Annotated in this window: 16 protein-coding genes; 3 read left to right on the plus strand and 13 right to left on the minus strand. The window is 69.5% G+C overall.

Translation table 11 applies throughout. The features are described 5' to 3' along the window. Positions 1–284: 284 nt before the first annotated feature. From ACGFZW_RS25680 to eccB, 8 genes are all read right to left on the minus strand, one after another. On the minus strand, positions 285–1,619 hold the full coding sequence (locus ACGFZW_RS25680; RefSeq protein ID WP_393895574.1) for a S8 family serine peptidase: 1,335 nt from the start codon (positions 1,617–1,619) through the stop codon (positions 285–287). Positions 1,620–1,714: 95 nt separating this feature from the next. Next, complete coding sequence (locus ACGFZW_RS25685; protein WP_393895575.1) at positions 1,715–3,049, minus strand: S8 family serine peptidase; 1,335 nt, start codon at positions 3,047–3,049, stop codon at positions 1,715–1,717. Positions 3,050–3,145: 96 nt separating this feature from the next. Further along, positions 3,146–4,762, minus strand: coding sequence for a hypothetical protein (locus ACGFZW_RS25690; protein WP_393895576.1), 1,617 nt, complete (start codon positions 4,760–4,762; stop codon positions 3,146–3,148). A gap of 63 nt (positions 4,763–4,825) precedes the next feature. Beyond that, positions 4,826–5,140, minus strand: coding sequence for a hypothetical protein (locus ACGFZW_RS25695; protein ID WP_393895577.1), 315 nt, complete (start codon positions 5,138–5,140; stop codon positions 4,826–4,828). Between the two features lie 2 nt (positions 5,141–5,142). Further along, positions 5,143–6,318 (minus strand): type VII secretion-associated serine protease mycosin, encoded by a 1,176-nt coding sequence (mycP, locus tag ACGFZW_RS25700; RefSeq protein ID WP_393895578.1) that lies wholly within the window; start codon positions 6,316–6,318, stop codon positions 5,143–5,145. A 305-nt stretch (positions 6,319–6,623) separates the two neighbouring features. Then, a complete protein-coding gene (locus ACGFZW_RS25705; protein ID WP_393895579.1) occupies positions 6,624–6,917 on the minus strand; it encodes a WXG100 family type VII secretion target in 294 nt (97 codons plus the stop codon). Positions 6,918–7,036: 119 nt separating this feature from the next. Further along, complete coding sequence (locus ACGFZW_RS25710) at positions 7,037–7,360, minus strand: WXG100 family type VII secretion target (RefSeq protein WP_393895580.1); 324 nt, start codon at positions 7,358–7,360, stop codon at positions 7,037–7,039. 375 nt (positions 7,361–7,735) lie between these two features. Continuing rightward, the gene (eccB, locus tag ACGFZW_RS25715; RefSeq protein WP_393895581.1) at positions 7,736–9,412 is read right to left on the minus strand and encodes a type VII secretion protein EccB; all 1,677 of its coding nucleotides are present in this window, start codon (positions 9,410–9,412) and stop codon (positions 7,736–7,738) included. A gap of 310 nt (positions 9,413–9,722) precedes the next feature. Between eccB and eccE the strand changes: the two genes are divergently transcribed. The 3 genes from eccE to ACGFZW_RS25730 all read left to right on the plus strand — a co-directional run bounded on the left by eccE (position 9,723) and on the right by ACGFZW_RS25730 (position 14,799). Beyond that, positions 9,723–10,946: a type VII secretion protein EccE gene (gene eccE / locus ACGFZW_RS25720; protein ID WP_393895582.1), complete on the plus strand. Its 1,224-nt coding sequence runs from the start codon at positions 9,723–9,725 to the stop codon at positions 10,944–10,946. Next, positions 10,946–11,788: a hypothetical protein gene (locus tag ACGFZW_RS25725; protein ID WP_393895583.1), complete on the plus strand. Its 843-nt coding sequence runs from the start codon at positions 10,946–10,948 to the stop codon at positions 11,786–11,788. The genes eccE and ACGFZW_RS25725 overlap by 1 nt, the downstream gene beginning before the upstream one ends. Positions 11,789–12,117: 329 nt before the next feature. Next, positions 12,118–14,799, plus strand: coding sequence for an SCO5717 family growth-regulating ATPase (locus tag ACGFZW_RS25730; protein WP_393895584.1), 2,682 nt, complete (start codon positions 12,118–12,120; stop codon positions 14,797–14,799). Positions 14,800–14,956: 157 nt separating this feature from the next. Here the strand turns inward: ACGFZW_RS25730 and ACGFZW_RS25735 are convergent, their stop codons facing one another. The 5 genes from ACGFZW_RS25735 to ACGFZW_RS25755 all read right to left on the minus strand — a co-directional run bounded on the left by ACGFZW_RS25735 (position 14,957) and on the right by ACGFZW_RS25755 (position 23,818). After that, complete coding sequence (locus ACGFZW_RS25735; protein ID WP_393895585.1) at positions 14,957–15,904, minus strand: bifunctional riboflavin kinase/FAD synthetase; 948 nt, start codon at positions 15,902–15,904, stop codon at positions 14,957–14,959. A 267-nt stretch (positions 15,905–16,171) separates the two neighbouring features. Beyond that, positions 16,172–21,649 carry a hypothetical protein gene (locus ACGFZW_RS25740; RefSeq protein WP_393895586.1) on the minus strand — a complete coding sequence of 1,826 codons (5,478 nt, stop codon included), beginning with the start codon at positions 21,647–21,649 and terminating at the stop codon, positions 16,172–16,174. 373 nt (positions 21,650–22,022) lie between these two features. Beyond that, the gene (gene truB / locus ACGFZW_RS25745) at positions 22,023–23,003 is read right to left on the minus strand and encodes a tRNA pseudouridine(55) synthase TruB (protein ID WP_393895587.1); all 981 of its coding nucleotides are present in this window, start codon (positions 23,001–23,003) and stop codon (positions 22,023–22,025) included. Then, entirely contained in the window at positions 23,000–23,458 is a 459-nt protein-coding gene (rbfA, locus tag ACGFZW_RS25750) for a 30S ribosome-binding factor RbfA (RefSeq protein ID WP_393895588.1), read from the minus strand. The genes truB and rbfA overlap by 4 nt, the downstream gene beginning before the upstream one ends. A gap of 66 nt (positions 23,459–23,524) precedes the next feature. After that, entirely contained in the window at positions 23,525–23,818 is a 294-nt protein-coding gene (locus ACGFZW_RS25755; RefSeq protein WP_393895589.1) for a DUF503 domain-containing protein, read from the minus strand. Positions 23,819–23,937: the final 119 nt, after the last annotated feature.

Consider the following 23,937-nt stretch of genomic DNA (forward strand, 5'->3'; position numbering starts at 1 on the left):
CCACCCGACGAAACAACACCCACAACTCATCCGGAACCAACCGCTCAACCAGATCCGTCATGCACCGCTCAACGAGCCAACGAGCCATAAGAAACAGCTTCTTAAGGGGCATGGCGGTGCTGTGCTCCTTCGAGTCACGAGGGGCAGGCAGAGCACCATCCAGGCGGGTCCAGCCAGACTGCTTTCCGAACTCGCTCTTCTTTCAAATGCTTCGGGGTCCGCAGCCTAGGGGCTGCGGACCCCAAGACAAGTCAGCTACATTCCGCTTGCTCTACTTCACAGCCTTACTGGCCAGAGGGCTGGGCGGGCGGCGCCGGCGGGAAGGACGGGCCTCCGGGCTGCTGCTGATACGGGCCAGGCTGCTGCGCGTACGGACCGGGCTGCTGCGGGAACCCCGGGCCACCAGGACCGCCGAAGCCACCCGGGCCACCGGGGGGCGGGCCGTTGCGGCCGTCCTTCTTCCGGGCCACGACGACGACGATGGCGATGATCACGACCACGACGAGAACACCGGCTGCAATGCCCACAATGGCACCGATACCGAGCCCACTGTCTTCCTTCTCGCTCGCCTGGTCGCCACCCGATGCACCAGGAGCGGCTGCCCCACCGGCCGGGTCCGTCTTAGGAGTCTTCAGCGGACCGTTCTTGGAACCAGCCGGAATCTCCTGCGTCAGCGCACTGTAGGGACGAATGAAACCGTACCCATACTGCGGGTCGGGCAGCTCGATGCTCTCCATGCCCTTGGGGAGAGCAGCCGTCTTGACAAGACGATTGGCGATCTGACCGGCCGTGAGGTCTGGGAACTTCGAACGCAGGAGTGCTGCGGCTGCTGATACATAGGCTGTGGAGTCGGACGTACCATCAGCCCGCCGGTAGGGATAGTCCGACCTCTCCGAAGAAGCAGATGTGATGTATACACCGGGAGCTGTAACCATCAGCTGGCTACCCGAGTTGGACTTCGACCAGATTTCACCAGCCTTGTCCACAGCCCCCACAGCGACGACTCCAGGGAATGAGGCCAAGGGGCCTAGCTCGGTCTTCCCGTCGTTCCCTGAACCCGCTACAACTAGGACATCCTTCTTGATCGCGTAGGCCAGCGCTTCTTTTTCATTCTCGAAGAGGGACGTAGGTTCAATCGACAAGTTGATGATTGATGCACCCTGATCGACTGCGTACCTAATCCAATCACCAAGGTCGGTACTTCCGTCCCCCTGCCCGAAATCCGGCCTCCCAACGGGAAGGATCTTCGCATCCGGCGCTAGGCCCATCACGCCATCGGAGCCGCCTGCACCATGACCATGCCCGGCGATGATGGACGCCATCGCAGTCCCATGATCATTTTTGCTCTCCTGATCACCACGCCCACCGTCAATGAAACTCTTCCCCGGCAGCACATTCCCTTTCAGGTCCGGGTGATTGCCGTAGACGGGTTCATCGATTACCGCGACCGTGACGCCCTTGCCCGTCGATTCCTTCCACACGCTCTCAGCATCAAATGCCTTGAGCGGCCACTGAGCATCCCTGATCTCATCTGCCAAAGCGGTCGGGGCGGCGCCGAAGAGCAGTGCTCCCGCCACCACCGCGCCGCCCACCGCACGCAGCGTTCGCGTGAAGCTCATGCCGTACACCTCTCCTAACAAGCCGAGGCCCGCAGCCCGAAGGCTGCGGACCCCAAAACATTTTCGGTACGTTCCGCTTGCTCTACTTCACAGCCTTACTGACCAGGGGGCTGGGCGGGCGGCGCCGGCGGGAAGGACGGGCCTCCGGGCTGCTGCTGATACGGGCCAGGCTGCTGCGCGTACGGACCGGGCTGCTGCGGGAACCCCGGGCCACCAGGACCGCCGAAGCCACCCGGGCCACCGGGGGGCGGGCCGTTGTGGCCGTCCTTCTTCCGGGCCACGACGATGACAATGGCGATGATCACGACCACGACGAGAACACCGGCTGCAATGCCCACAATGGCACCGATACCGAGCCCACTGTCTTCCTTCTCGCTCGCCTGGTCGCCACCCGATGCACCAGGAGCGGCTGCCCCACCGGCCGGGTCCGTCTTAGGAGTCTTCAGCGGGCCATTCTTGGAACCAGCCGGAATCTCCTGCGTCAGCGCACTGTAGGGACGAATGATGCCATAGCCGTAATGCGGGTCGGGCAGCTGGAGATCTTCCTTGCCCTTGGGGAGAGCAGCCGTCTTGACGAGACGATTGGCGATCTGACCGGCCGTGAGGTCTGGAAACTTCGAACGCAGGAGTGCTGCGGCTGCTGATACATACGCCGTGGAGTCAGAGGTACCGCTCCCCCGCCGATAAGGGTAGTCCGACCTCTCCGAAGAAGCCGAGGTGATCTGTACGCCAGGAGCGGACAGCATCATCTGGCTACCTGAGGTGGATTTCGCCCAGATTTCCCCAGTCTTGTCCACAGCTCCCACGGTGACGACCCCGGGGTACGAAGCCAATTCCCCCAGCTTGGCCGCCCCGTCGTTCCCTGCACCGACTACAACCAGGACATCCTTCTGGCTCGCGTATGCCAGCGCTTCTTTATCGGCATCGGAGAGAGACGCAGGAACAATTGACATGTTGACGACCGACGCATCGTGTTCGACTGCGTACCTAATCCAGTCATCAAGATCCGAATCATCCACCCCGGCACCGAATTCCGGGCTCCCGATGGGCAGAATCTTCGCATCCGGTGCGAGGCCCATCACACCGTCGGCGTCACCAGCACCATGCCCATGTCCGGCGATGATGGATGCCATCGCAGTTCCGTGATCTTTTGTGCTCTCCTGATCACCACGCCCGCCATCGATGAAACTCTTCCCCGGAATCACATTCCCTTTCAGGTCCGGGTGATTGCCGTAGACTGGATCATCGACTACCGCGACCGTGACGCCCTTGCCCGTCGATTCCTTCCACACGCTCTCAGCATCAAATGCCTTGAGCGGCCACTGAGCATCCCTGATCTCATCCGCCAAAGCGGTCGGGGCGGCGCCGAAGAGCAATGCTCCCGCCACCACCGCGCCGCCCACCGCACGCAGCGTTCGCGTGAAGCTCATGCCGTACACCTCTCCCTAACAAGGTGGGGCCCGCAACCCGAAGACTGCGGGCCCCGCTTCGATTCCGCCGATCACTTGATCTTGGCTGACAGGTCCCTACTCAATGACCTTGGGCGCCACATTACGCTGCGGCGTCCAGGTCTCCTCATCCTCTACCAGGTAATCAGGACGCTGCCCATTCTCGGCCTTGTCCTTACCCTTGCCGCCGTGGGCCCCCGGAGCGCCCGCCATCCCCGTCGGACGGCGACCGCCTGCCGCACCCTGCTGTGTGCCACCACGGCTGCGGTGCAGGCCGGAACCTCCCTGCCCGCCGACTCCGGACTTGCCGCCCTTGCCGCCGACGACACCGCCCTTCTGTCGTGCCAGAGGACCGCCTCCAGCACCCTTGGCCCCGGCACCCTTGCCTGCGCCCGCACCAGCACCACCAGCCATACCTGGCATGCCGGCACGGCCGCCGCTCCGTGCACCTGCGCCAGCGCCGGCACCGCCGCGGCCAGCAGCGCCACCGACCATGCCCGGCATGCCACCGCCACCGATGCCACCACCGGTTCCACCGCCAGCACCCGAACCAATGCCGCCGGTACCTACACCGCCACCGGCGCCACCGCTGAGTCCGCCGGCACCGCCACCACTGAGTCCGCCAGCACCTCCACCGGTCCCGAGCTGACCGCCTGAGAGGCCATCAAGTCCCGTCCCAATGTGAGGCGCAGGGCTCTTGGGGACGCTGCCGATCCCGCCGCCGATTCCGTCCACACGCGGCGGTTCCATCGGCTGCGGAGTCGTGTATCCGCCACCCTTCATGCCTGGGATCTTCGGTACCGTCGCACCGCCCTTCGGGCCGGACCCGGACGGGATAAATGGGGGAATTCCCCCAATATCCCCACCGCCATCAGTGTCGTCTGGCCGTTGGATCCGGCCAGCGTCATCAACGCGACTTCTACTTTTCTCCAACGCCGCCGACCCAGCCCGATACGTCGTAGCCAGCTGCTCCATGTAGTGACCAGCCAACAACGCAGCCTGCTTGTCAGGGTCGATGTTGCCGGAGTTCTTGGCAGCGGCGTCCCCGATGGTCATGTTCGGGTTCTTGAGGTCAGCCTTCAGCTGTGTGTCATCGCGCCCGCCGGTGAAGAAGCCCACGGCACCACCGATCAGGGTGCCACCCGGTCCGCCGGCAACGGTTCCGACTGCTGCACCCTTGGCAACAGACTTCCCCGAATCCACGAACTTGTCGCCCAGGTCGTCCAACCAGTCGGGCTCCTCGATTCCTTCGACGGCTGACTTGGCTGCCGAGAGGTTCTCGCTGACCTGCTGCAGGACGTGGCCGGTGAGGTGCGGGTACGACGCAAGGTTCCCGAAGTCATCGCTGATCCCTTGTGCCGCCTTGGCGAACGCCTCGGCAGACGGACCATGCCAGCTTTGCAGGACCTTCGTCACGGCATCGTCGAAGTGCTTCTTGATGCCACTGTGCCAGTCCTCGCCGACCAGGGAGACGCGGACCTTCTTCCAGCCCTCGGCGACGTTACCTACTTCGCCCGGATTGGCCCCCGCCACCATCGCCTTGAGGTCGCCGAGCTCCTTTTCAGTGAACTGCGGACGACTCTTGAGGATCGCGGGGCCCTGTTCTTGCGCCTCACCCGACCCCTTGGCCGGGGTCGTACTTGCCTTCGGCACATGAACTTCGCCCGGCTTGAATTCAGTTTCCTTCGACGCCATCTGCTGTCCCCCACTCCATCATCGAACATGTCCCATCTGTCACCTGCGAACCGCCGCGTGATGTCACTTCAGGTTCATGCTGTTGTCTGCTTCCGCGTCCTGGTACGCGTCCCTGACCTTGGCCGACTTCTTCCCAAACGTGTCAACGAGACCCTCGACCCTTTTGATCATCGAGTTGATGTCACCCTTCACCTTCTTGTGAGCGCCATAGAGCTCGCTCACCTCGGTGAAGTTGTCTCCCAGGGACCCCATCGGCAGGTAGGTGCTGCTCTCTGCCGTGCTCGTCTCGTCCCCCATCCGCTTGAGGACCTTGTTGAGCTCCCTGACGACCTCTTCCAAGGCATCCAGGTCTACGCCGTACTCGCCTTTGCCACCCATGATTAAGCCTCCCCGTTCGAACTGAAACCACTCTTACGTCGCCAGTCGCGCAGCGCGACAGCGGAGCCTACGACCAGGCCTACGGCGAGAAGGCCGCCGCCCATGATGTAGATGGCGATGCGGGCGCGTCGGTCCTCGGTGGTTTCACCGAGGGGGATGACGGACGATTGGATCTTGATGCCTTCGCCCGCGTTGTTGTCCTTGTTCGGCTGCGGCCGGCCCGTGGGCCTGGTGTCGTCGTTGAGTGCTGCTACCGGGTCGACGACGCCCCAACCGATGTAATCGTTGTGTTCCTGGCTGACCCGCTGAGCGGTCTGCTCGAGGTGCCAGATGACCTCTTCCGGCGACCAGTCCTCGGCCTTGTGCTTCTGCATGAGGAGTGCCGCGGTACCCGCGACGTACGGAGCGGAGAAGCTGGTGCCTTGGTCGACGCAGTTACCACCGTCCGGAACGGTGGAGACCATGTCGACGCCTGGCGCGGCGATGTCGACGAAGGGACCGGACTGGGAGAAGGGCGCGCGCTCGTTGTTCCGGTCGGATGCGGCCACTGCCAGAACATTCGTGTACTCCGTGAACGCCGCGGGGAACATGTCCTTTTCACTGCCGTCGGCGCCGCCGTTGCCTGCCGAGGCCACGACCAGAACGCCGGCGTTCTCCGCTTTCTTGATCGCGTGCGCGAGCGTGGGCAGCTGACTCCTCTTGGCGCCGGTGCCCTGGGAGATGTTGATGATGTCGACCCCTGCGGCGAGTGCCGCGTCGATGGCCCGGGCGAGGCTGTCGGCAGTGCCGGGCTTCTCCTCCGTGGTCTGCTGGAAGGGAATGACCTTCGCCCCGGGCGCGATGCCGAAGAAACCGGAGCCGGACTTCGGCCTGGCAGCGATGATGCCGGCGACCTTGGTTCCGTGTCCGACCTTGTCCACGGTCTCCTTGCCCTTGACAAGGCTCTTTCCGCCGGGGCCGATCGCCTTCTCGAGCTGCTGGTTACCCGCGTCGATGCCGGTGTCGATGACGCCGACGCGGATGCCCTCGCCCTTACCGCTCGCCCACATCTGATTGGTCAGGAGGCGCTGCAGCGACCAGGGGGTCTCTTTGATGTCATTGGTGTTGAACTTGCATTCACCACTGTTGAGCGGCACATTCTCGTCCGCGGTGGCCGGCGCTGCGGCGGCCCAGGACATGCCGACTGCGCACGCTGCCGTAACCAGTGCAACCGCCGCTCGTCGACGGTGCCCGGCTCGGTGACCGATGGCGCGAGATACCACGGGTTGTCTGCTCTCCATGTGTGGTGGATTGGACGAGAACGAGAAGTGAGGAAACCGTAGGGAACGGGAAGCTTCTGAGGCATGGGGGGAGCGGCAACCGCGGAGCGCTGGTGGACGGCAGAAGGGCGAGCGCACTGTTGCAGCGCGCCCGCCCTCATTGACCACTGTGCGAGCCGTCGGGCTGCTCAGCCATTTGCCGTCCTCACAGCACTGCCGTGAGGTCAGCCCGCCCAGATACCGGCGTTCTTCGACTCGGTGCTCTGGTAGTTCTGAGCGGCCTGGTCCAGCGCCTTGGCGATGGCCTCGAGTGTCGAGTGCAGAGATGCGGCGCGCTGGTCCCACTCGCGCTGGCGGGCCTGGTAGCCCTCCTGCGCCGAGCCTTCCCAGCTCGCGGCGATCTTCTTGACGCCCGCTTCGAGGTCATCGAGCTGCTGGCGGATGTTGTTGGCCGTCCCGCGCACGTCGGAACTGGCCTGCGAGATCGTCGCAAAATTGACGAGGATCTGGCCGGACATAGTGTCTCCTCGGGGAGTTGATGAGGCCTGGTCGATTCACGTGCCGCAGTCGGCCGACGGGACTGGCCCGCGCGCTGCGGCTGCTTGGCCGTTGCGCCGCGAGGTGCGGCGCGGCCACGTCATCCGAACGGGGAAGCCTGCGCGGAGACCTGCGAGATCGACTGGGCCTGCTCCTCTTCGGAGGCCGAGTAGTTCTTCGTGGTCGAGTCGATCGCTTCCTTGATCTCACCCAGAAGCTGGTTCAGACGGTTGGCGTCCTCGTTCACCTGCGACTGCAGCTGGTTGTACGACGAAGCCGCAGCACCCCTCCACCCGGACGTGATGGTGTCGACGACCGTGTTCAGGCGCGAGATCTCGCCCTGGATCGACTGGTTGACCGAGGAGATCTTGCCGCTGAACGCAACCATCTCCTCCTCGGTGGTTGTGTACTGCTGACCAGCCATAAGTCAACGTCCCCCATGAGACTCGTACGTGTACCGCACGGTGCCGGCCAAGGCACGCACGCGGTTGGCATCTTTGGCTGACGCCTTGGGCCACTTTAACCACTCCGCACGCCTGTCCCCAACAGGGAATGGCCTCTTGTGACGGGATCACAACATTGCCAACTACCCGTTGGGGAAGCATTGTTCGGCGTATCCGGGCAGATGTGGTGCTATCGGTCAGGGCCGAAAGTCGACGGGCAGCAGGATGAAGATCACAGCGCAGTCGAGATCACAAGGGAAATGGTGCGGGTCGACCGCTCAAGGCCCGCGGGCTCGGATATCGCGTAAGGCCGCGCCGACATCCCATTCCTGGGCTGCGGCGCGGCCTCCAACAGCTTACTGAGCCTGCGGCTTCTCCGCGTCGTGGACGTTGAGCTGCGGGCCGGCCGAGAGCAGCTTGGACCAGGCCGAAAGGATCAGCGGCGGATGCGCACCCTTGTAGCCGAGGTGGAGCTGCGCCTGGTCCCTGTCCTCCTTGTCGCTGCCGGCCTTGCCCGCACCGTCGTTACCCCTCGGGACGGAGTAGCGAAGCCCGGTGTCGGTCACGAGGTAGAGGGGGCCTTCCTTCTGCTTCCCCGTGTCGACCTGCTGGTAGAGCAGGCCGCTACCGGGGGTGACGTACGACGACGAACCGGATGCGATCTTGGCCGGGTAGTCCTTGCCGATCCAGGTCTGCATGTTGGGCACGCCGTTCGGGAACCCGAGGTACTTGCCCGCGTCTCCGGAGTACTTGGTGTTGCTACCGGTGTAGACGCTGCAGGACACGCCGCTGTCGGTGCGCGTGGTCAGCCCGCCGGTCTGCGACGGGTTCTTGAAGTCGTTCGCTGCCTCGACAGCCTCGGACGGCCACGGAAGGGGGATATCCGTGTTCGGAATCACGTCCAGGTACTTCTGGGCCCCGCCCTTGTCGTCTTCCAGCGGTTTGATGTCCGTGCTGGGCAGTTTCTTCGGCTCCAGAGCCGATCCGGAGTGCCCCAGGTCGGTCGCGTTCTGTCCCGTGAGCAGAAGCTTGGCGACGAAGTTCGAGACCGTCTTGACGCCGTCCGGCAGGACGACGTACTTCTGCCCTGAAGCGCTGTCCTCGACCACCATGCCGACCTTGTTGTACTCCGCCGGGACGCCGTCGGTGTCACTGCTGGGCCGGCCGGCTTCCGGGAACGTCGGCATGGAGATCGGCATCGGGCTCTTGATGACGGTGTCCATCCACTCCTGCGTGACGTCCTGCGGCTCGGCCTCGCCGAAGATCACTTGGCGCAGCTGGCGGTTGTCCTGCTTACCCTTCGGAGGAATGGTCCCGATGGGGGCGGAGCTGAACTGGAACGCAACGCCGTGCTGGTCGACCAGCCAGAACTGCCCGTCGGGGTCCCGGACGTAGAGCGCCTGGTGCAGATCGAGCTTGCCCCTGCCCTCGACCTTGTCCTTGTCCTTGCCGCCGAGGACGAACACGGCCTGCTGCGGCTTGCTGTTGGTGCCGCTGCCGGGCCGGTTGCACACGGCCCAGGTCTTCGCCTTGCTGGCGTCCTCCGGACCCGGGAGGCGGTCGGGAGCGTACGGAATGCCAACTGCCGGGCCGTGCGAGAGCTTACCGTCGAGCTCGGATTCCTTGACCTTGACGACCTTGAAGTTCTCGTCGAGAAGCAGCTTGGCCGATGCGAGGTTCAGGACGGGGTGGAGCAGTTTTTGGTCTTTGCCGTTGGCGTCCGTGCTGGAAAGGACGACATAACGCGTGGTGGATTCATCCCCGACGATGACGTTCTTCCTCAACTCGTCCCACCCCTTGGGGGCAACGGGCTTGAGAATGCCGCACGCCCCGAATCCCACCAGGATCAGGACCCCCACCAGGACACTCGGCAACACCGCCTTCAGCGGCCTCGGGGCGCTCTCGATCGAGCCGTTCGGTAGCGGCTTCAGAAATGCCGCATTCGTGCGCTTCCGCGCAAACGAATACGCATTCAGCTCGTCCCGACGTGATGCCATTGTTGCTTTCTCTCCCCGTCTGTCGGATCCCACCATCGACCGCCCCCGGCACTCACGCCGTAGCGCCCTCTACTATGCCGTGTGTCGATCGACCCGTACGGTACGGGTGCCACCTTCCAACGCACCAGTCTCAGCGGCGGCCGATACGCCTAGAGGCCACACCACCAGTAGAGGAGCAGGCCGGGGGATGTCCAGCGCCACCAGGGCTCGACGCCGCAATGGGCGGCAACAGCAGCAACAGCCTTCCGCTGCACCGCAATACGCGGGAAACGCTGGCCAAAACGGTACAGCTCCGGGCAATAGAAGAGGCCGCGACAGGGACGCGGAGGCGCGCCCGTCCGGTCCGGTGTCGCCCCGGCTGCGCCAGCAGGCCGGGACCATCGGCGGCGTCCGTGTCCAGCAGCTGGCAATCATCGAACTCGCCGCTGCACTGGTGCTGCTGGGCTGGTCGATCAACGCCGCCGCGCTGACAGCGGCCGTCGTTCTGGCAGCCGTACTGGTCATCTTCGCGATCGGCCGGCGCCGTAAGATTCCGCTGCCGGAGTGGATCACGACCGTGCGCGCCATGAAGCGCCGCGGCAAGAACAGCAGCGAGGCGGTCGCCGCCACGCAGGGAGTCGAACCCGCCTTCGCCCCGGTGGTCGAGTGCGATCCGTCGCTGCGCACGTACGAGTACACCGACGCCGAGCAGCGTCCCATCGGCTTCGTCGGGGACGGCACCTTCCTCACGGCCATCGTGCAGGTGGACGCCAAGGACGAGCCGTTGCGGCCGCATCGCGGCAGCCACATGCTGCCGCTCAACGTGCTGCACACCGCGCTCGACGTCGAGGACATCCACCTCGAGTCGGTCCAGTTCGTGCAGTACACCCAGCCCGCGCCCGCTCCGCATCTGCCCGAACAGGCCGTCGCCGCGCGCTCGTACGCGCCGCTGCAGGCCCAGTCGCAGACGCCCGCCCTGCAACTCACATGGATCGCGCTGAAGCTCGATCCCGAGCTGTGCGCGGAGGCCATCGAGGCCCGCGGCGGCGGGATGGACGGCGCCAAGCGTTCGCTGCTGCGCGCCGCCGACCAGCTCGTCAGCCGGCTGACCGCACACGGTGTACGTGCCCGGGTGCTCGCCGAGCGCGAGGTCGTGGCCGCCATCGGTACCGCGGTCTGTGTCAGCCCGCGGGCCGCGAACGGCGCGATGGGCCGGGACGGTCGCGCCGCCCGCCGCACCCAGGAGACGACCCGTGCCTGGCGCTGCGACGACCGCTGGCACTCCACGTACTGGATCGGCCGGTGGCCCCAACTGGGCGAGGGCGGCGCGCCGTTGGCGGCCGTCACTCAGCTGCTGACCAGCACCAGGGCCATGGCCAGCACCTTCGCACTGACCGCGTCGCACGGCGGTGGCCGCGCTCCGGCGATCACCGGGTACGTCCGCCTGTCGACGCGCAGTGAGAACGAACTCTCCGCGGCGCAGAACGAGTTGGAGCGTCGTGCCGGTTCTGTGAAGGTAGGGCTCGTACGGCTCGACCGCGAACAGTTGCCCGGCCTTCTGGCCACGCTTCCCCTCGGAGGTACCCGCTGATGGCCACGCCCACCTATCAGCCACGCGTCAATGTCAGTGGCAACGGCTGGCGCAACCCCCCGATCGGGGGCGCCGACAGCAACCGCCGTCTCAACCACCAACCGCGCCCGGAAGAAGAGCAGTCCGGACCGACCGGGCCCAAGCCGAAGCCCGGCTTCGGCCTGCGCGGTCCCCGGCGCAGCCCGCACGTCCTGACCGCGGAGTCGCTCGCTTCGCTCACCCTGCCGGTCGGCGACGACGGCGTGGTCATCGGCATAGACCCGCAGAACCAGCCCGCCGTGCTGAGCGTGCTGCGGCCCGCGGCGATGGAGATCGTGCTGGTCGGCAGCATGTGGATGGCCCAGGTCCTCGCGCTGCGTACGGTCGCCATCGGCGCCCGTGTCGCGGTGGAGACCGCGCGCCCGCCGGCCTGGGGCCAGATGGCGCAGGCCGCGGGCGGCGGCCAGCAGTGTGTGTCCATCCATGACGTGCGCCAGATCGCGCCGCAGGGACCGTCGGTTTCCAGCCCGGTGCTGGTCGTACGGGACATGGGTGCGCGTCCGCCGCGCAACCAGCTGGCCCCGAGCCCGTGGCAGTCGGTGCTGACCGTGCTGCCGTTCCTCGGGCCGCGTTCGCCGCAGATGCTGAGCCGGGCCGATCTGGTCGGTTTGCAGCGACTTTCGCCCGAGGAGGCGGAAGTTGTGACGCGAATCATGCGGTTGCCCGAGCAGGTCGGCGCGGTGCTGCCGACGCTCAGCGACAACGCCATGCTGTGGTGCTCGCGGGACGGCCACCAGTTCGTCATGACGCAGCCGACCGAGGCGGAGACCAACCTGCTCGGTGGGCCGCGACGCATGGACTGACCGTGATTGCGGGCCGGTTGCCCGCGGAGCGCCCGACGCGGCGCGTCGGCAACCGGTCCTGGCACGACCTACGGGCGCATCCACGGGTGCGCCCGTAGGTGTGCCCCAAGAGCTTGAAGACGACATGACATCGACTGCCGTTATGGGCCGACTCTTGATTAGGCTGTATGGAGAGCCGCAGGAGCACACCGGCAGCAGTCGATACGGGGATGGAGACAGTTAGTGTTGGCGCAACCCCGGGTGGTGTGTTCCGACTTCCGCTACACCCGATCGATCCGCCTGTATCCGGTCCTGCCGTTCAGGTGCGTTGCAGTACACCAGGAGGCACAGTGAACGAGCAGGAGGCTTTCCGTCCGGACGGGAACGATCCTGACGACGACCAGTCCGAGTTCGACCTGACCGGTGAATTCAAGATCGATTTCTCGGCTCCGGCCTGGTACGCGAGCAACGACACCAGCGGAGGCGGCGCGGGTGCCGCTGCCTCTTCTGCGCCTCCTCCTGCGCCTTCTCCCGCCCCTCCGCCGACCGGCCAGCCCCTGGCGGGTCCGGCTCAGGGCGGCCCTCCCGGGACCCCTGTGCCCGGAGTTCCGCAGCAGGGTGCGCCGGGCCCGGCCGCCCCGGCGCCGATGACCCCGCCGCCCGCGGAGGCCGCGCCGCCGGGGTTCCCGACGCTGCGCCCGAACGGCGAAGGTGACGCACCGGCCGCGGCGACTCCCCCGGCCGAGCCGGTGGCGCCCGTCGCGGCGCAGGACGGTGCTGCCGCGGATGCGGGCGCCGGCTCCGGCAACGTGCGCGCCGGCAGCGGTGTCGACCCGTCCGCCTCCCTCTGGGACGACGACGATGACACGGAGCCCGAGAGCGCGGCGCCCGGGACCGAGGCGGAGAGCGGTGCCCCCGCGGCTCCGCAGACCGACGCGGCCGCGGTGGCCGCTGCGAGCGTTGCGGCCAACTCCCCCGCCGAGGGCAGCACTCCCGCCCCCGCCCCCGAGGCAACCGCTCCGGTCGCCGGCCAGCCCGCTCAGGGCCAGTCGCAGCCGCAGCAGGGCGCGCCCGTGCAGGGTGCGCCGCAGCAGCAGCAGGCCCCGACCACGCCCCCGCAGGGTGTGCCGCAGGCCGCGCCGCAGCAGGGCGTCCCGCAGCAGGGACATCCCCAGCAGGGTGCTCCGTGGGGTGCCGCCGGCGACGCGCAGCAGCAGGGTGTGCCCGGTCAGGGTGCACTGCCCCCTCTGCCGCCGGAGTATCAGCCCGCGGACCCGCGGATGGCGCAGGCCCAGGGCGGTCATCCTCAGCAACAGCCCCAGCAGGGCCAGCCGCAGGCTCCCGCGCCGCAGGCGCAGCAGCCGCCCCAGGCGCAGCAGCAGGCCGGCTACCCGCAGCAGGCGCAGCCCCAGCAGGTGCCCCCGCAGCAGGGTGGCTACCCCCAGCAGGGCGCACCTGCCCAGCAGCCGCAGCAGCCCGCTTACGGTTACCCGCAGCCCGCCTATGGCTACCCGCAGCAGGCGCAGCCCCAGCAGGCGCCCGCTCAGCAGCACCCCAACCCGCAGGCTCAGCAGGCCGGTTACGGCTACCCGCAGACCGGCGCCCAGGGGTACCCCCAGCAGGGGCAGCAGCAGCCCGGCTACGACCAGCAGCAGGCGGCTGCCCAGGCCGCGCAGGCCCAGCAGGCCGCCCAGGCCCAGGCCCAGGCCGCTCAGCAGGCCCAGCAGGCGCCGCACCAGCCCCTCCCGGGGCAGCAGGTCGGCGACCCGAACGCCGCGGCGAACTACGCCTCGTACTCCCAGCCGGGTCAGCAGCAGCCGCAGCAGAGGGCCGCCCCCGGGGCGCCGCTCGGCTACAGCGCGGCAGTAGAGCTGACCTCGGACCGACTGCTGCGCAACCAGCCCAAGAAGCGCAAGCCGGGTGCGAACGCCCAGCCCTCGAAGTTCAAGCTGGGTGCGAAGAAGGAGGAGGCCGAGCGCCAGCAGAAGCTCGCGCTCATCCGGACTCCCGTGATGTCCTGCTACCGCATCGCGGTGATCAGCCTCAAGGGCGGCGTCGGCAAGACCACGACGACCACCGCGCTGGGCTCCACCCTCGCCTCCGAGCGCCAGGACAAGATCCTGGCCATCGACGCGAACCCGGACGCCGGCACGCTCGGCCGACGGGTCCGCCGCGAGACCGGCGCGACGATCCGTGACCTGGTGCACGCGATCCCGCATCTGCACAGCTACATGGACATCCGCCGGTTCACCTCGCAGGCCCCTTCCGGTCTGGAGATCCTCGCCAACGACGTCGACCCGGCCGTCTCGACGACGTTCAACGACGACGACTACCGGCGCGCGATCGACATCCTCGGCAAGCAGTACCCGATCATCCTCACCGACTCGGGTACGGGTCTGCTCTACAGCGCGATGCGTGGAGTCCTCGACCTCGCCGACCAGTTGATCATTATCTCCACCCCGTCGGTGGACGGCGCGAGCAGCGCCAGCACCACGCTGGACTGGCTCTCCGCGCACGGCTACGCCGACCTGGTGCAGCGCGGTATCACGGTCATCTCCGGTGTCCGCGAGACCGGCAAAATGATCAAGATCGACGACATCGTGTCGCACTTCGAGACGCGGTGCCGCGGAGTGGTGGTCGTCCCCTTCGACGAGCATCTCGCCGCCGGTGCCGAGGTCGACCTCGACATGATGCGGCCCAAGACCCGCGAGGCGTACTTCAACCTCTCCGCCCTGGTGGCCGAGGACTTCGCGCGGGCCCAGCAGGCCCAGGGGATGTATCCCCAGCAGCAGATGGGCGGCGACCCGTACGCCCAGCAGCAGTACCCGCAGCAGGGGCAGCCGCCGCAGGGCCAGCCCGCCCAGCAGCCGCAGCAACAGCCGCAGCAGCCCCCGGCCGGTTACCCGCCGCAGCAGGGTGGGTGGACCCAGCAGCCCGCCCAGCCGCCTGCCCACTGGCAGCAGCAACAGCCTGCTCCGGACGCCCCGCTGCCGGATCAGCCTGGCTGGCAGCAGCAGCCGCCTCCGCAGTAGGGGCGTGCGGGAAGCGCGCAGCAGAAAGGGGCAGGGCCCGGCATGTGAGTGCCGGGCCCTGCCCATTTTGCGACGGTCCTTCGTACGGGTGAACTCCTCTTCGAGCAACGGGAGTTGGCAACTCGGAGTTGCCGTACCCGCCTCGTCGGGGGGCGCCTCAGGTCGACGCGGCGATCAGCCCTCGCGCCTGCTTCACGTCGATCGCCATCCGCTCCAGCAGGGCGTCGAGCGTGTCGAACTTCTCCTGGCCCCGGATGTAGGCGAGGAAGTCCACGCCGACATGCAGGCCGTACAGGTCCAGGCCGACCCGGTCGATGGCGTACGCCTCGACCGTGCGGATCTTGCCGTCGAACTGCGGGTTGGTGCCCACCGAGACGGCCGCCGGCATCGCCTCGCCCTCGACGTGCAGCAGGCCCGCGTAGACGCCGTCCGCGGGGATGGCGGTGTGCGGCAGGGTCTCGACGTTGGCCGTCGGGAAGCCCAGTTCGCGGCCGCGCTGCGCACCCCGTACGACGATGCCCTCGACCCGGTGCGGCCGCCCAAGGACCTCCATCGCGCCCGTCACGTCGCCGTCGGCGACCAGGCGTCGGGTGAGCGTGGAGGAGAACGGCTCGCCGCCGCCCGCCTCGCCGCGCTCGAAGAGGTCGATGACCTCGACGGTGTAGTCGTAAGTGGTGCCGAGTTCGGCGAGCGTCTCGACATTGCCGGTGGCCTTGTGACCGAAGCGGAAGTTGGGGCCTTCCACGACGACCTGCGCATGCAGCTTGTCGACCAGGACCTTCACCACGAAGTCGGCCGGGGCGAGCTTCGAGAATTCCTTGGTGAACGGCAGGATCAGCACCGCGTCCACGCCGAGCTCGGCCATCAGCTCGGCCCGCCGGTGGTGCGGGGCGAGCAGCGGCGGGTGGGTACCGGGGCGCACGACCTCGCTCGGGTGCGGGTCGAAGGTGACGACCACCGTGGGGATGCCCAGCTCGCGGGCGCGTGCCACCGCCTGGCCGATGATCAATTGGTGACCGCGGTGCACACCGTCGTATGAGCCGATGGTGACGACGCTGCGTCCCCAGCCCTCGGGGATGTCCTCCAAGCCACGCCAGCGCTGCACTGTGCCCGCTCCTCGCCCGAACTCTTGTCCGTCCACTGCGCCAATGTGCATGGCGCAGGTCTAAGACTGCCATGCCGGAGGCGGAGCTTCGCGCGAAGGGTGGCCTCGCTTCCGTCGCATCGGACATCTGGGACCGGCCGGGCACGCGGGAAGGCGGAGTGCCGCGCGGGAGGACGGGAACCGGTTCCGGCGACAGGACTGCGGGTGCGCGTGACCACCGCCTGCGTGGCCCGCATACGCCCCGCCAGGTGGGCTTGCCTGCGACGGTCAGCTCCGGCAGCCGGCGAGCGTGACGCGCGCGCTGGGGCCCACCACGGCGGCCCAGTCTTCCGGCGCCGAGGCAACCCACTCCTGCACCCGCCGAGCGAAACCGGGCACCTGCCGGCCCAGCTCCACCAGCCGCCTGTCGAAGCAGGCCGCGCCCTCGGGCGTGCGTACCAGCAGCATGCCTGTGCGGTGCACCAACTCTCGGGTATGGTCCGCCGGCCGCCGCTGCGCGCCCTCCGCGGCGGCCCGCAACAGGGCTTCCAGAACCCGCGTGTCGTGTCCGGCCACGCCGGTAGGGCCGCCTCCTCGCGGTGCATACGGGCCCCCGTGGCCCGGAGGCGGTGCGTCGTATGCCTCGCTCGCCAGCAGCACGTCGAGGAGTTCGCGGCGCAGCCGGGCCGAGGGGGAAGCGCCCGGCCGTGCCAGGACGGGGGCGAGCGCGCACCGGACCGTGACGACCTGCCCGGTCAGCAGCTCCACGATGAGGGGCCGCAGGGCGGCGCGCGCGTCCGGCCCGTCTTCGAGCCGCCGGTCGACGAACCGGGCGAGGTGCCGCGCGGCGTGCTCGGGGCGGCGCCGGGCGTACGCCCGGATCAGATCGGCGGCACGACGGGCGAGGTCGGCGGACGGCGGGGCGGAGACGGTGGGCGGCGAGAGTACGGGCGCCGTGCCGGCCGGTCCTCCGGGGGCCGGGGCGGTGGCCGTCGGGCTGCAGGCGTCGGCGAGGACGTGCAGGACGGCCTTGGCCGAGCAGGAGCCGCGGTCCGCGCCGGCACCACGGCAGTCGCAATCGCGGTCGCGGTCGCGGTCGCCCAAGCCGTCACCGCTATCGCCCCTACTGGCGTGTCCGCCGTCGTCGAGCAGTCGGGACAGGAAGGCGTCCAGCACCGGCTCCGGATGGGTACGGAGAGCGCCCGTGAACGCCTCGGCCGGTACCTGTGGCGCACCGGGGCGTGCGGCACCGGCCACGAAACAGGCCAGGGCACGGTCGATGAATTGCGAGCGGGTGGACGGGTCGCGCACCAGCAGGGTGAGCGCGGTGCCGTGCCGGGAGGCGTCGGCGGGCCTGGCGAGGGAGGCGAGGGCCGCGTAGCGCAGCAGGGCCTTGTCGGTATCGGTGACGGCGTACGGGGCGACGCGCAGCGCCAGGGCGGCCGCGGTGGCTCGGCGCTCGGACCGCTCGTCGTACGCCCAGCGGTCCACGGCCCGGCAGACCGCGGAGGGCTCGTCCTCGGCCAGGGCTTCCAGCAGCTCCTGCGCCCCGGGATGCGCGGCGTCGGCCAATGTGTCGGCCAGTGCGTCCAGGGCCTGCCGGCGGTGGGTGTGCAGCAGGGCTTGGGCGGCGGCCGCGACGGTGATCCGCCGGGGCGTGGGGCGTACGCGGGCGGGCACGGCCGCCGGCTGCTGCGGCACGCGCCCTTCGACTCCTCGGGAAGCACTTCCGGACTGCGAGGCGGAGGGCGCGCGGGTCGCGCCTCCCCGGCCCGGTGTTTGCAGGGGACGCCGGTCGTCGAACCAGGCGCAGAGCAGCGGCTGCGTCCGCTCGGGGTTCGCGCGCAGCAGTTCGGCGACGAGATCGAGAAACCGAACCGGGTCCGGACGATCAGTCGCTTCCGGAGCCGGGGCGGTTCGGGCCGCCGGGGCTGGTGCGGGCGCCTCTACCGGGGCAGGCGAGACGGGCGACCCGGCCGGGGTGGGCGACCCGGCCGATCCCTCGGCAGTGGCTGGTCCCGCTGCTCCCGCTACTCCGGCCGCTCCGGCCGCTTCGGTCACTGCCGTCGGTCCGGTTTCCGGTGTCGGTGCTGTAGCCGGTGTCGGTCCGGTTCCCGCGGTCGGTCCGGTTGTCGGGGCGGGGCCGGCAGCCGGAACCGCTTCCGGGAGGCGGGTCTCGGGGGCGGGCGGCGGAGGCGTGAGACGAGGCCGAGGCGCCTCAACTCCCTTTCGTGAAACCGAGGTTGGTGAGGCGTCACGCGTCCCCTCCAGCCCACGCGCCCCCTCCGACCCGCGCGGCCTCACATCGGCCGACTGCCGTTCGTCCGTCTCCCGTGCGGCGGTCTGCGGTGTCGTCTCGGCACCCGCCCCACTGCCCGGCCTGGCCGAGTGGTCGGACGGGGACTCGCGCGGCCACTCGCGCGGTCGCTCCCAGGGCGGCTCGGCCGGGCGTGGCACGGAATCTGCCGTGTGCACACGGACGCGCGGCGGTCGTGCGAACGGCCTGGCCGGGCGCCCGCGTACCGGTTCCGAGGGCTCGTCGGCCCCTCCACCGATGCCGGAGGAAGCCCAGGCGTCGGCCGTCCCCTCACCCCTTCCGGTCGCGCCGCTCGGGGTGGGCGTGGGGCCCGCCGGTAGGGCTTCGGGGGACGTACGGGGCGGACGGACCCGGTGCGTTCGCCCGGGTGCTCCCTCGGCCTCCCCCAGCCCCGCCGAAGACCTCCCCTGTTGCCCTCTCGCACTCCCGTTGCCCGGGCGCCCTCCCCCGGCACGTCGCCCGTCCGCGTCCACCACCCCGGCACGCCGCGCCGCTGCCTCGTCCATCACTCCGGCACGGGACCCGTCCGCGACCACCGTTCCTGCGCGGGGCCCGTTCGCCTCCCTCGCCCCGGTGCGCCGCCCCTCCTCTGCCCATGCCTCGGTGTACAGCTCCGCCACGGAGCACCTCTCGGCCCCGACCCCCTCCGCGGTATGCCCCTCCCCCTCAGGACACTCCACCGCCCCACCGACCGGCGACTTCGCTGTGCGCCCGTCGCCCCGCCCGGTGGAGGCCGACCGTGACCCGCCCGCGGCCTGCCGCTCCGGCGTCCCCTCCCCCGGCCCGATCGACCCCGCCTCTTCCCTACGCCCGACCGTCCTGGCAGTCCGCGACCCCACCGCGATCGCCGGCGGGCCATCGGCAGGCAGCAGCCTGCGCAGGAGATCCATCCGGTCCGCCTCGGACAGCGGCAGACGCCGCCAGAACCAAGGCCCGAACGCCTCCAGTCCGGTGTGGGCGAAGCCTCCCGCCGAGACGGCCCGTTCCGTGATGCGGTCGGCCAGCAGCCGCAGGACACCGGCGTACGGTGTCGCATCGGGCACCCGCAGCAACACCCCGCTCAGAAGGCGCGTCGCCCACCATTGCGCGTCCGCATACCGTCCGCCCCACCCTGCGCCCACTTCCCTTCCGTCCCACGGACCGGCGGCGGGCGCGGTCACCACCGGCACCAACTCCGCCAGCCGCCGCGTCAGTTGCCCCGTCCCCTCACGGCGGGCGAGGAGCAGCAGCGCCTGGACCACGGGCCCGATGCGATGGCCCGGTACAGGAACGGCGGCCCCCCAGACCCCGGCCGCCCCGGCACCGTGCGACGAGAGCCGCGCGAACGGCCCTTCGTGTGACGCTCCCCCGCCCTCCACCCGGCCCGCGTCCTCCCCCCGCTCCCGCCCCACTCGGTGCACCAGGACCGACAGGGCGGCATCGATGTCGAGGTGGGCGCCCTGAAGCCACTCCCCGAGCTCCTCGTGTGTGAAGCGGTAGCCGCTGCCCGCCGGGGCCAGCAGCCCTTCCGCACGCACCGCGCCGCCCCAGCCCGTCCCCGCCGGGAAAAGCGCGCCGAAGGACGCCTCGTCCAGCTCACCTTGCCCGGGGCCGAGGCAGCGGCGCGCAGCCTCGTGCACCCGCCCCGCGACCCGGGCGGCGAGGCGGCGGACGGATGCGCCCCGGAGCGGGGGCTGTTGTGCGGCCGCGAGCCGTACGGCGATGCGCAGACACAGCAGATCGAGGTAGGCGTCGAAGATCTCGTGCCGATCGGGTGCAGTCCCACCGTCCGCTCCTCCGCGTCTCATGGGACCCGCTTGCCTCCCGGCACCTTCCGTATCCTCCGCACCTTCCGTCCTGCGGACGTCCCCCTTCGGCAGCGCGATCCGGACCTCCGCGAGCAGGCGCAGCGCCAGCGGGTGCCCGGCGTCCGGCGCCGCCTGCGCACCGCTCGGCAGTCCGTAGCGGGCGCGGGCGCGCTCGGCCTGCGGTCCGGCGAGGTCGCCGAGCCGTACACAGGGAGGCAGCGCCCTGGGCGGTGTTGCGGACGAGGCGGCGTGCGGCCGGCTCGGACGGTGGAGGAGGGCGGGCGGGAAGAGTGCACCGGCCCGCTCCCAATATTCGGGGCGGCAGGCGAGGACCAGCCGCACGTCCGCCGAGCGCAGCCAGTCGGTGGTCGCACCGGTCCACTCGCGCAGGTCGCGTGCGAGGGATGTCGGCATCTCCTCGGGTCCGTCGAGCAGCACCAGCAGCGGCCGCCCGGCTGCGGAAGCCTGCCGTGTCACGGCCTCCGTGGTGGTGCCCGCCGCGTCACCCACGGTCCCCCCGGACGTCGCCACGGTCCGGCCCGCGGAACACAGGGCCCGGTCCACCGCCGCGCGAAGTCCCTCGTCACCGGCCCGCAGATCGGCGCCGCGGAGCCGGAGCGTCGGGCCCGGCGATCCGCTCCGCGCGCGTCGCTCCGCGAGAGCGGTCAGCTCGGTGGTCCGCCCCGTCCCCGGTTCGCCGACCAGCCCCAGCACCAACGGCCCGCGCCCGCCCCGCCCCACGGGCACCGTGGCCTCCCCCTTGGCCCGTGCCTCCGCTTCCCCTTCCTCACTCGCCCCGGGCCGCTCCCCCGGCACCACCCCGAAGAAGGCGAACTCCCTCAGGACTTCCGGCCGTTCGACCGGATCGCGCCACCCGCGGGGCTGCCCGGCGGAGCCCGAGGAAACCCCGGACAGATGCAGGGCACCCGCGAGATTCAGCTCGCTGCCGTAGGCCGGGACGGTCTCCGCGTTGCGCTTCAACAGCGCCGTCAGCGCATTCCGCGGCGTCGTCTCCGCCGCCGCGCGCAAGGGGATCGCGAATCCGTCCGCACGGCTCCCGGAGTGCAGCGCGGTCCCGAGCAGGCCCAGCACCGCCCCCGTCCGCGCGTCCAGCACCGGGCCGCCGGCCGCCACCCCGCCCAACCGCAGCGCCTCCCGCCCCCGCGCGCAGAGCGCCAGTTCCAGCGTCTCGTCGAGGAGATGGAAGAGCTCAGTCGCCGTGTACGTGACCCCCGGGCCGGCACCGACGATCGTGCCCTCCAGCCAGCTGCCGGCCCAGAGCCGCACCCGGGTACCCGCAGCGGGGCGGGCCGCCGCGACCGGCAGCGGCGACAACCGGGGAAAGCCGAAACCGTCGCTCCGCACGAGAGCCAGGTCGGACTCCGGGAGCGGTGTGACGGCGTCGGCCGACACCAGCCGGGCCGGCTCCGCACCGCCGACGACCGCCTCCGCGACCGACCCTCCGAACGTGCCCCCGGACGCGCCCCCCGATGCGCTGTGCGCCAGGGGCTGCAGCACCATCCGCGTCAACCCGTCCACCGCTTCATGGCTGGTAACGACCGTGCCGCGGTGATCCGCGAGGAACCCCGTCCCACGCGCCCTACCTGCCAGATCACGGATACGCACCAATGCTTTTTCCGCGTCGGCATCCAGCCACGTCATCGCCGATCCTCCCCGCCGTTCCCGTGCTCCCGACGGTAAGCAGGCGATGATCTTCTGGACAGGGCCACCGGCAAACGCGCCCCCTTCCACGCCGTGATTCACTCCGGGCGCCTGCCCGAATGAGTGAACGGCCAGGACGGGATGGATACACACAGGGGGAGGGAGATGGTGGAACGCGAACCGGCATCGCGGCCGTCCGGGCGACTCGCGTTCCACCACCTTCCGCCGGGCACGCGCCCCCACGGAAGAGGGCCGGGCCCGAGCGATCTCTCGCCCGGCCCCGGCCCTCTTCGTCAACGATCCGCTTCAGGACCTCTGCCCTCGGCACCGACTGTCGGCCACCGGCCGGCCGCCATCCGCCGCAGGCAGGTCCTCAGGCGAACACCGCCATGCTCTTGGCCTTGCCACCCTGGTTCTCCACCAGGGCGAGGAAGGTGCCGTCCGGCGCGAAAGCCGCGACCGGCCCCTCCCCGTCGAACAGCGGCATCGGGATCCGTGCGCCGTTGAGCAGCGGCTTGACCTGCTGCTCGGCCACGTCCCAGCGGGTGAACGCGGCAGCCGCCGCCTCTCCGATCGGCATGACCGGCAGCCCGGCGCCCTCGGGGTCGTCGATCGCCGTCTGCAGCTGTTCCAGGGTGCGCGCCCGGTCCAGCTTGTACGGGCCGACGCGGGTGCGCCGCAGAGCCGTCAGATGACCGCCGACGCCGAGCCCGGCGCCGAGGTCACGGGCCAGTGCCCGGATGTACGTGCCGGACGAGCACTCGACGGAGACCAGCAGGTCGGTCACCGGGGTGCCGTCCTCCGCCTCGGCCTCGTGCGCGGAGTGGACCACGAAGGAGGAGATGGTGACCGGCCGGGCCGGGATCTCCACCTCCTCGCCGTCGCGTACCCGCGAGTACGACCGCTTGCCGTCGATCTTGATGGCGCTGACCTTCGACGGGACCTGCATGATCGCACCGGACAGCTCGGCGACACCGGCGTCGATGTCCGCACGGCCGATGCCGTGGGCCGCCTTCGACGCGGTGATCTCACCCTCCGCGTCGTCGGTGATCGTCGTCTGCCCCAGCCGGATCGTGCCGACGTACTCCTTCTCCGTCAGCGCGAGATGGCCGAGCAGCTTGGTGGCCCGCTCGATACCGAGCACGAGCACGCCCGTCGCCATCGGATCGAGGGTGCCGGCGTGCCCGACGCGGCGGGTGCGGGCCATTCCCCGCATCTTCGCCACGACGTCGTGCGAAGTGAAGCCGGCCGGCTTGTCGACGATGACCAGGCCCGCCTGCCGCCCGCCACCGCCCTTGCCGGAGCGCTCCGCACGCTCGCCGCTCCCGGTCGGCTTGGTGCTCTCAGGCTTCATTCTGTTGCTGCGCCCTCGTCGTTCTCGTCGTCCTCGCCCGGCTTGCGGTACGGGTCGGCCTCACCGGCGTACGCGGCGCCCGAGGACACCTCGCGCACCTTGGCGTCCGAGGCGCGCGCCTTGTCGAGCAGATCGTCGATCGTCTTGGCGTTCTCCGGCAGGGCGTCCGGCACGAAGGCCAGGGTCGGCGTGAACTTCGTGCCCGCCGCGGCGCCGACCGCGGAGCGCAGGATGCCCTTGGCGCTCTCCAGCCCGGCGGCCGCGCTGGCCCGCTCCTCGTCGTCGCCGTAGACCGTGTAGAAGACCGTGGCCTCCCGCAGGTCGCCGGTGACCCGGGTGTCCGTGATGGTCACGTGCGTACCGAGTCGCGGGTCCTTGATTCCGCGCTGCAGCTTCTGGGCGACCACCTCCCGGATGAGGTCCGCCAGCTTCTTCGCCCGCGCATTGTCGGCCACTGGTCCGTCTCCTTCTTGTCTTCCACAATTGTGCTTCCACCGGCGACGTACCGCCCGGTTTCCTGGTCAGTCGTCGTCGCCGTGCAGCCGCCGCCGTACCGACAGCAGCTCCACTTCGGGCCGTGCGGCGACCATGCGCTCGCAGCGGTCCATGACATCGATGAGATGTCCCGTGTCCCCGGAGACGACCGCCAGGCCGATCGTGGCCCTGCGGTGCAGATCCTGGTCCCCGACCTCGGCGACGCTCACCGCGAATTTGCGATGCAGTTCGGCGACGATCGGGCGGACGACGGAACGCTTCTCCTTCAGCGACCGTACGTCGCCGAGAAGCAGGTCAAAGGACAGTGTCCCTACGTACATGCAAGACGGGTCAAGCCACCCGCGGGGCCTTAGGCGTTCGGGTCTTTTCGAACCGTACACGGAACGGCCGGGGCCGATCGACGGAATAACCTCCGCCGACCGGCCCCGTCCCGCCCGTC

Origin of the sequence: Streptomyces sp. NPDC048248, from assembly GCF_043201875.1 — a bacterium.
GTDB lineage: Bacteria > Actinomycetota > Actinomycetes > Streptomycetales > Streptomycetaceae > Streptomyces.